This window comes from Johannesbaptistia floridana (assembly GCF_057440575.1).
In genome coordinates this window covers 1-9,118 of record NZ_JALKVM010000290.1, presented here as the reverse complement: position 1 = coordinate 9,118, position 9,118 = coordinate 1, and the positions used below count along the sequence as shown (strand labels likewise).

Below are 9,118 nucleotides of genomic sequence, written 5' to 3'. Positions count from 1 at the left end.
AAGCCGAAGATGGGGGCGCAAGCCGAAGATGGGGGCGCAAGCCGAAGATGGGGGCGCAAGCCGAAGATGGGGGCGCAAGCCGAAGATGGGGGCGCAAGCCGAAGATGGGGGCGCAAGCCTTGCGCCCCTACTACTACTTATATTTAGATCAAAGCACCAGAGTGCAATAAACTTACTCAAAATTGCCAGCGAAAGCGGAGAGCGCCTTAGAGGCTGTTTTTTGGTCAATAATCTTGAGTTATTGGGAGGCGCTCTCCGCCACTTCATAAGTTATTTGTGACCCCAAACCATTAACTGGTAAAGGCTGGCAATTTTGAGCAGGTTTTCTCTCGCGGTTCTCAGAGAAAAATGCACTCACAGTAACGGTGATAACTTCTGTTACTAACATTGTAACAACTTTGGTGGCGATCGCCTTTGTGGATAAGTTTGGTCGTAAACCCTTACTTTTGTTAGGTTCCATTGGGATGACCATTACTTTAGGTACAATGGCTGCGGTCTTTAGTGGAGCTGAGATTGTAGATGGGCAACCAGTGTTAACGGGAAGTTCAGGGATAATTGCCTTATTAGCAGCGAATATCTATGTATTTTGTTTTGGTTTCTCCTGGGGTCCTGTGGTGTGGGTGATGTTGGGAGAAATGTTTAATAACAAAATTCGTGGAGCAGCTTTATCTGTAGCAACAATGATACATGTAAATCAGGCTTTGGCTAACCCTGAAATTAACCTGGAAGAAGATACTCTTAATCAAGTAGTATCCGTATCTGAATTAAGAGATGTTCAACCTACGGATTGGGCATATCAAGCTTTACGAGAGTTAGTAGAACGTTATGGATGTTTAGAAGGTTATCCCAATCAGACTTTTAGAGGAAATAGTTCTCTTAGCCGTTATGAATTTGCAGCTGGTTTAAATGCTTGTTTACAGAGAATAGAGAGTTTAATTGTTGATGATTTGTAAGTATTTTTCTGATAATTTGGTGCGTTACACGAATGTTAACGCACCCTACAATCTATTAATCCCTTTCCCGCCACTCCCCCTCAAATGTTTTCAATACCTACTTATATAAGCGGATATGATATGATATCATGTCCGTTTAATTAGTTATGATAAAGTTCTACCTTCATACCTTTTTCCTTTCCTTCTGCCTCTCTTGCCTCACCTCATTTTTATCGTAAGTATTCACCCGAACTTGATATGAGGTGCCAACCGATTCAACCTTATTGTCATGTCACCGTGAGATTGATAGGGCTAAAGCCCTACTACAAACTCCGAACTCCACCACCAGTAGATATTGTAGGTTGGGCCCAAGGTAACGAAACCCAACAATTTACCTCCCCAGTCTCAGACTGTTATTTATTGGGTTGCACGACCTTTTACCGCGCTTATGCCAACCTACTGGCTTATACTCAGATCTTGCATCTTTACCTAATGTTACTGGTGGATGAATAATGAGTTTTGAAGTAATGAGTAACGAGTTTTGAAGTAAGAAGTCTTGAAGTCTTGAAGTAAGAAGTTATGAGTTTTTGAGTAATGAGTAATGAGTAATGAGTTAGAGAATTAATGCGATCGCGCTTAAAAATTGGTTGACCAAAAAGGCGTATTCAGTACTTTTGTTCTCTTGACCCTTTTCTTAGGCTCAAGAGAAATGAACTTTTGCTCACAATAATTTGGTACATAAGTACTAGTGGAAGAGGTGAGTTATAAAAAAATTACTCACTTTCGTAGTGCATAATTTTATTATTCTCGATATTTTTAGGAGAATTGCGAAAAATGAGAGTATAAATATCCGTAGGCATTTCAATCTCAGCTTTTTCCAAAGCTTCTTTGATTACTTGAGCTGCATTAGATGTGGCTTTTAAAAATTCAGTGCGCTGAGAATTTACCCAAAAGCGCACTTCTAAATTTACTGTACTAGCTGCGAGTTCTTTAATTAATACTTCTGCCTCAGGATATTTTTCCACCTCAATAACTGGTTCTAAAGCTGTAATAATAACTTGTCTAGCACGGCTAATATCTGCATCATAGTCAATTCCCACGATTACCGAACTACGGCGCTTAGGGGCGGCTGTATTGTTAATCACACTAGCTTGAAATACTTCTTGATTAGGAATATAAACTATGCGTCCATCATAAGTTTTGATAGTAGTTGCCCGCAATTGAATTTGAGTAATTATACCTTCGTAATCGCCAATTACCACTTGGTCTTTGATGCGAAAAGGACGAGCGGCTAGTAAAATTACTCCTGAGATATAATTACTGAGAACATCTTTGAGACTAAAACCAATCGCCACACTAGTTAAACCCAGAGTTGTCAATAATCTCCCAAAATCTAGGCCCAAAACCCCTAAAACGATAATTGTACCAATAATCCAAACACCACCGTAACCTAGACGGCTAATTAACAATTCTGTGTGAGAATCTCCCTCGGTTTGTGCTGCCCATAGACGGAAAGCTTTTTCCACTAGCTTAGCGAATACCCAAGTTAATAATAGTACAATTAAAGCAGCGATGAAAGAAGGTAAAGCGGCGATCGCACTCCGCAGTAATTTACGAATCGTACCATATAATCTTTGACCAATATCTACAAAAATAACTTGTTTTTCTAAAGCTGTCTCTAATTGTTGGGAACGCTTTTCGGCTAACTCTTGCACTGACAAACCGAAATCATTGGCATCTTGTTCAGTTATCGTCATCAAAATTCGGTTATTTACTTGTAGAGTCGCAATATTTCTTGTTTGGTCATATTGTATTTGAACTTCTTGGGGATCTTCCACTTGAATTAATAAACTGGCAATGCGACGGCTAATAATCTCAGCACGTTCACTGGCAGATAATTCCGGTAAACTTCCTACTTGAAAAATAGGACTCCCTCTAACCGTAACATCATCAAAATATATTCTCTCACTGCTTTCGGTAACATTTTGGTCAGTTTCTGCTGGAGGTAGGGGGATATCTTGAGATAAAACCAAGGGACTAAGAATGCTTAGGAGTATAAAAACCACTACTAAACTAAGGAAACGTTGCCAAGAGAAGGAAAAAAAGGAAGTATAACTCATTACATAATAAAATTACTATATTATAGCAGTAGTTCGTGTTAACACAATATATTTTGATTGATCACAAATGATCCCCCCAACCCCCCTTTACTAAGGGGGGCTTTTTATCACAGTTGTAAACATCTACTTGCGAGCTTGCTATAATACGTGCATAAAAAAAACTAGTTGCCATATAAAATATACAACAACTAGTTTTGAGAAACAATGGACTAAAAGATAGATTAATATCCCAGAATATTAACTATTAACGATTACGAATTTGCCAATCAGTATTAGCTTCAGTTTCAAAGGCTACAGTAGCAATACGATTTAGGTTACCATCGTATAACCAAACACCATTGTTACCGTTAGCACTATTGCGCCATACAATATCAGCGAAACCATCATTGTTGAAGTCGCCAGTACCACGAATAGCCCACTCTGTATTAAGTTCTGGGTCGATAGTAACGATTTCATCTACTTCTTGACCGCCTTCACCACCCATTAACCAGATGCCATTCTCTCCAGTTGTGTAGTTACGCCAAACAATATCAGCGAAGCCATCGTTGTTGAAGTCATTGACTCCTGCCATTTCCCAGTCTATGTTGGACTCTGATTGAATAGCAACTTTTGCTACCACACCAAGGTCTTCATCAAGGTACCAAATACCATTATCACCAGTTTCTGAGTTACGCCAGAAAAGGTCTTCATTACCTTCTTGATTGGCATCGCCAGCACCACCTATATACCAGTTTGTATCAGTTTCTGCCTCAAATTGACGAATCGCTTGACGTTCGCCATCTCTCATTAACCAGACACCATTTCTACCAGTGTCAAAGTTGCGCCAAAGAATATCTTCAGTACCATTGTTATTGAAATCACCAGTACCAGAAATTACCCAAGCAGGATTATTTTCTGATTCAATACTAACTTTTTCCAAAGGACCAAAGGTACCGCCATCATCAGCATCATTCATGTACCAAAAGCCATTTTCTCCAGTAACACGGTTGCGCCAAACTAGGTCAGAGATGCTGTCGTTATTAAAATCACCAGAATCTACAGGAATATTGCCGTTGCCGCCGTTGCCGTTACTGTCATCGAGAATCGTATCTTCAGTAAACTCAAGATTTTGAATTCTTTGGTCTTCACTAACGGGGGTATCTTCCTCATCAAAACTCTCTTCACTGAAGAAAGCTGCTAAATATTCAGCTAAAGCATCTTGTTCACTACCAGGTGTTATACTAGCGCCATCTAGACTACCTGGTTCTTCAAAATCAGTCAAGTTTGCCTGTTGGTCGATGACATCAGGATAACTATCACCCTGCTCTTCTGCTAAAAAGCTTAGAGTAACGATACTATAAGTCTCATTGGGGTCTGCAACTAGTTCGCCATTTTCCACGATAGTAGCGATCGCATTATCATTTTCGTCTGTTAGAACTAGATTTTGGATTCTTTCTCCTGGTTGAGAATCTGTACGAGGTTGGGCATTTGGGTCATAGCTATATTTTATCCCACTAACTTGTCCAAAACGTCCATCAATATTCTCTACGGCTGAAACCATGTCGAACTAAGCGGGAGAGTCACCTCTCCGACTCGTCTGCAAAACCGTACGTGACACTTTCGCGTCATACGGCTCCTCGATTTACTTGACTCTTGTCACGAGTACCTCGGTTGTATGTCCCATCAGTTCTAGTCTTTACGTCATGACAGTGCGCGTGAATCAACTGAAGGTTATCATACGTATCCTTTCCAGCTTTACATCTAGGGATTATGTGGTCTACTTCCCACATATCATCATGTTGAAAATCCTTGTGGCAGATAGTACAATGTCCTTTTTGTCGTTTCAATAACTCCTGTTCTCTGGTTGTTAGTTCGATTGATGTAGATAGCCTTTGCCCCCAGTAAACTTTATCTCCATCATAAGGGCTTCTTATCCCTTGGACTTTGACGTGTCTTACGATTGGTGTGTCTGGGTGTTGGAATAACTCATGTCCCTTGTCGGATTTGAATACCCACTTTCGGTTTTTGAGTTTCTTCTGCACTTTTGTCCTGCCTGTCGTGACTTCCTTGAAATATTTATCTATGACCCATGTTCTGCTTTTATTGGGGTGTTGTCTGAAACACCACCTTTTTATCATTTGATATGTGAGATGGTTTAGCCCGCTAAATATTTCTTTACTCACTTGGGTAGAGTAGTAATTACACCAACCTTTAATTATTGGGTTGAGTAGCTTGATAAGGGTTTCTTGAGGGACAGCCTTATTTTTGCCTATGGTTTCTGCTATCTTTTTGTAGTGCTTTTTGATTGCCTTTTTAGAAGGTTTAATGAGGGTTTTAAATCCTTTGTGGGATTTTCCACTTTGGTGTTTTCCTAGTTTGTAATGTCGGACATTAAATCCTAGGAAGTCAAAACCCTCGGAAGTGTGTACAATCTTGGTTTTCTCATCCTTGAGAGTTAACCCAATGGGTTGCAAGAATGAGTTTATGATTTCCTTGGCTTCTTCAACTACTGCTTTTGACTCGTGTATCACAACAAAGTTATCGGCGTATCTAATAAAGCTAAAGGAGCTCAGATTGGCGTTTTTTCTTCCCTTCCACGTTTTCACCCATTCGTTGAGTCTATTTTCCATTCCGTGTAAGGCTATATTGGCCAAAAGCGGGCTGATCACGCCGACCTGTGGTGTGCCTTCCCCAGTAGGGAATAGACCATTATTCTCCATGTATCCAGACTTTAACCATGCTTTGATTTGACGTTTAAATGCTATTGGACAGTCTCCTAATTTGTCCAATAGGTATTGGTGGTTTATTTTGTCAAAACATTTCGCGATATCGGCATCTAGTATCCATTTCTGTTTTCGCTTAATTTGGAGAAATATTGCCTCTATCGCGTCATGGCACGACCGACCTGGTCTGAACCCATAAGAGTTTGGTTCAAAGACCGCCTCCCATTCAGGCTCTAAAGCCATCTTTAGGAGCATTTGGACTGCTCTATCTCTAATAGTAGGGATAGATAGGGGTCTGTCTTGGTGCGCGTCTTTGAGCGCCTTTTGCCGGCGCTCTCGCGCTCCGCTTTTCTCACCATTGGCTTTGGGGATATAAATCCTTCTAAGCGGTTTGGCTTTACAGTCAATCTTGAGATTTTCCATTAGACCCATGCGTTGTTTTGGGGTGATGACCTTGCGACCGTCTACCCCTGCGGTTCTTTTCCCTCTGTTTTCTTGGGTTACTTTGCGTATGGCTAAGGCTTTAGCACTACGACTGTTAACTAACAACCGTTGAAGACGCTTGACTAGCTTTTGGTTTCCCGAAACTTTGGCTCTGTATATTCGCTTTTGTAACTTCCAGACAGTCTTTTCTACCTGTTTCCAGTTGATAGACTGCCAATCGCTATACTCGGTGTTATCCTTATTCATGCTTTATTCGTTCACTACTAACAACTATACTATTCAAGTAATCGGTCAACTTTCAGCTTATCCAATCCATTACAGATTGGCGTTTCTCTTGGTGCGCGTTCTAAGAGCGCCGTACGACGGCGCCGGGTCGCACCGATGCTACGGTTGACATCCTTCGCCTCCTATCCCTTGCGCTGGTTACTGCTTAGATATCGACCTATCTAAGAGGATATAGGAGGTTTCCCCCGTTCCGATTGACGATTTCACGTTACTTTTAGACTCTCTGAATACCCCGGCCTTACTTATTGAGTACGATGTTAACGAACACACTTTAACATCCTTTCGGGCTTTGACTATTTGTCTGCTGCCTGTCAGCCTAGTTTGGCAGCGCAATCGTAACGAGGCTTTGACAGAGTTCGTGTAACCTAGTCATGAGTAACTTTGCTTGCGGCGTCGTTGCCTAGGCTGGCGTCCTTATCCGCTTTTTCTGAGAGCTTTAGACAATGTTGATGACCATTCTCATGCCTATCTCAGACGCTTTAACCCGGTACTACGGGTAGAGGAATTTAACCTCTATCATCAATCAGTTCTCTAGCAGCTTTCCTAGGATTCAAGCCTTTGCTAGGTCTAGAGTTTAAGCCTCTCTAGAAACGGGTCGCACGTGTTCAGCGATTTCATACAAACCTTCAGCAGTTACTTCTCCCACTGTCAGGGTGTTATTAAAACGCAGAGAGTTACTAATATCTAGTTCTGAGATCTCCCCCTCTTCTTTGTCTACCGCGGGATTAGCTTGGGGAGGGCTTTGGACTAATTCCCCTCCTCCTCCTGCCACTGAAGAAGTACCAATGGCATCACGAATACCACCACCATTTTTAAAGGAGATTTGAATCTCATCATATCCTTCGAGCAATTCATCGCCATATTCTTCTAAGTATTGCTCTGCGTAGTAATCGTTAGCTTCAGCCGTGAGATTACCCAGATTAGTTTCTTCAGTTCTAACACTCTCTCTGAGACCATTTAAGAAGAACTCAGTTTGACCAAAAATAGTACCATCTAAACTGTTAACAAACTCACCCAAATTATCAACAATTTCGACTACCTCAGGGTCTGCTACTTCTTTAACATCTTCAATGTCATTTATATTTTCTTCGTAGAGACGGTCAACACCATCAATATCAGTAGCAAAGGTTTGACTCTCATCGGCTATTTCGATAATTGTTCCCTCTGAGTCAAAAACAGGGACTATCTGTGACAAATAACGATAATTAGCCCCAGTATTAACATAGTAAATAGTGTCACCACCATCACTAAATTCTTGAGGATAGGGTTCTAATATTTGGTCTGATGTTTGAGTTTCATCTTCTCGTAATGGTGTATCGGGAGAAGCCATGACTCGGTGAGAACCACCACCAATAATGATATCTACACCAATACCTTCATCTACTAAAGCTTCGGCTAATGCTTGTTCAATCTCTGCCTGTTGTAGGTGAGTCATCAAGATAATTTTGTTGATGCCTTCATCTTCTAAAGCTTCAACTTCAGGCTGGAGATTTTCAATTAAAGCATCTACTTGAGTATCAATTGGTGTAGTAGCAGTAATGTCATCTCCGGTGAGCATTTCTACATCACCAATACCAGCAATTGATGGTAAGTAGGGAGTTACTGCACCCAAAACCCCAATTTCTTCTCCACCTACTTCAACTACTACACTACTGGTGAGGGTATTAGCTTCAGGTGCATTTCCACCCTCAACTACTTCTAAACCTTCGGGTATTTCTGCCTCAGAATAATCTAAATTAGTTGCTAGATAAGGAAATTGGGCTCCAGGATAACCATCTTCCCCGATACCTGCACCACCCTCATCACCATTAACTATATCTTCATTGGCAGCAAGTAGATTAAAGAAGTTTACATCCCCAGTATCAAATTCGTGGTTACCAACTGCTGCTGCATCCCAACCTAATTCGTTTTGAATGAGAATATCAGCGATACCCGGTTGATTTGCCGGGTCTCCATTAGAGTCATAGATACTACGACTAGCATCATAAAAAGGACCAGCAATGAATAAATCTCCTGAGGATAGTTTTAGAGTGTTATCAAAATCATCTTCTACTGCCTCCATCACCGCACTAAAGGCGATCGCATCTTCTAAAGCTGGTATTCCTGCTTCTTGGTCAGAGGCATGTAATATCTGTAGAATAAATTCTTCTTCCATTGTTGTTTGTTTTAGGGTATTTGTTTACTCTGTTTGACTTTTTCCCAATCTCTAGGTTAGTCAAACATCATTTTATCTTAGTTAACAAAGATTAAGATTAGGTTATCAACAGGTTAAGGTTATCCTTTTGAGGCAGGAGGCACCGAGGCACGGAGGCAGGAGGCAAGAGAGTTAGGTACAACCTCATGAGTCCAAAAAACGCTCTAGAATAAAAAGAATAAAGAACAAAAAATGTACCTCATGAGTATAGGAATTGCTATATAGGCTACTGGTGAAAAAGTAAGTTTTTTTTACATAATAAATTAGGGCGCAAGTATGAGCGATGGGCGCAAGCCTTGCGCCCCTACTACTGGGCACTTTTTTCACAAGTATTAGTAGGGTGTGAAGCGTGCGAAGCCCGTAACGCACCGTCAGATGAGTTTTGAAGTAAGAAGGTAGCCTGTAGCCTGTAGGTTGGGCCCTTGGTCACGAAACCCAACA

Annotated in this window: 5 protein-coding genes and 2 pseudogenes; 2 read left to right on the top strand and 5 right to left on the bottom strand. The window is 41.1% G+C overall.

Translation table 11 applies throughout. From position 1 onward, the window contains the following. Window positions 1–238: 238 nt before the first annotated feature. Window positions 239–460, bottom strand: coding sequence for a hypothetical protein (locus MW688_RS17765; protein ID WP_486737349.1), 222 nt, complete (start codon window positions 458–460; stop codon window positions 239–241). On the opposite strand from MW688_RS17765, the pseudogene MW688_RS17760 reads away from it, so the two are divergent. Together MW688_RS17760 and MW688_RS17755 are read left to right on the top strand one after the other, a co-directional pair. Further along, a pseudogene (locus MW688_RS17760) lies at window positions 366–632 on the top strand (MFS transporter); the annotation flags it as partial. The gene MW688_RS17765 and the pseudogene MW688_RS17760 overlap by 95 nt on opposite strands. Window positions 633–680: 48 nt before the next feature. Continuing rightward, window positions 681–944, top strand: a pseudogene (locus MW688_RS17755) (iron uptake porin); the annotation flags it as partial. Between the two features lie 761 nt (window positions 945–1,705). Here the strand turns inward: MW688_RS17755 and MW688_RS17750 are convergent. From MW688_RS17750 to MW688_RS17735, 4 genes are all read right to left on the bottom strand, one after another. Then, on the bottom strand, window positions 1,706–3,052 hold the full coding sequence (locus MW688_RS17750; RefSeq protein WP_486737348.1) for a mechanosensitive ion channel family protein: 1,347 nt from the start codon (window positions 3,050–3,052) through the stop codon (window positions 1,706–1,708). Window positions 3,053–3,296: 244 nt separating this feature from the next. Beyond that, window positions 3,297–4,592 carry an FG-GAP repeat domain-containing protein gene (locus MW688_RS17745; protein ID WP_486737347.1) on the bottom strand — a complete coding sequence of 432 codons (1,296 nt, stop codon included), beginning with the start codon at window positions 4,590–4,592 and terminating at the stop codon, window positions 3,297–3,299. 64 nt (window positions 4,593–4,656) lie between these two features. Continuing rightward, window positions 4,657–6,444 (bottom strand): group II intron reverse transcriptase/maturase, encoded by a 1,788-nt coding sequence (gene ltrA, locus MW688_RS17740; protein WP_486737346.1) that lies wholly within the window; start codon window positions 6,442–6,444, stop codon window positions 4,657–4,659. Window positions 6,445–7,057: 613 nt separating this feature from the next. Further along, window positions 7,058–8,638 (bottom strand): 5'-nucleotidase C-terminal domain-containing protein, encoded by a 1,581-nt coding sequence (locus MW688_RS17735; protein WP_486737345.1) that lies wholly within the window; start codon window positions 8,636–8,638, stop codon window positions 7,058–7,060. Window positions 8,639–9,118: the final 480 nt, after the last annotated feature.

What these genes read in the sequence shown, in the direction of transcription:
- MW688_RS17735 (WP_486737345.1), bottom strand. Translation starts at nt 8,638, where the DNA reads ATGGAAGAAGAATTTATTCTACAGATATTACATGCCTCTGACCAAGAA.
- MW688_RS17750 (WP_486737348.1), bottom strand. Translation starts at nt 3,052, where the DNA reads ATGAGTTATACTTCCTTTTTTTCCTTCTCTTGGCAACGTTTCCTTAGT.
- MW688_RS17745 (WP_486737347.1), bottom strand. Translation starts at nt 4,592, where the DNA reads ATGGTTTCAGCCGTAGAGAATATTGATGGACGTTTTGGACAAGTTAGT.
- ltrA (WP_486737346.1), bottom strand. Translation starts at nt 6,444, where the DNA reads ATGAATAAGGATAACACCGAGTATAGCGATTGGCAGTCTATCAACTGG.
- MW688_RS17765 (WP_486737349.1), bottom strand. Translation starts at nt 460, where the DNA reads ATGGAACCTAACAAAAGTAAGGGTTTACGACCAAACTTATCCACAAAG.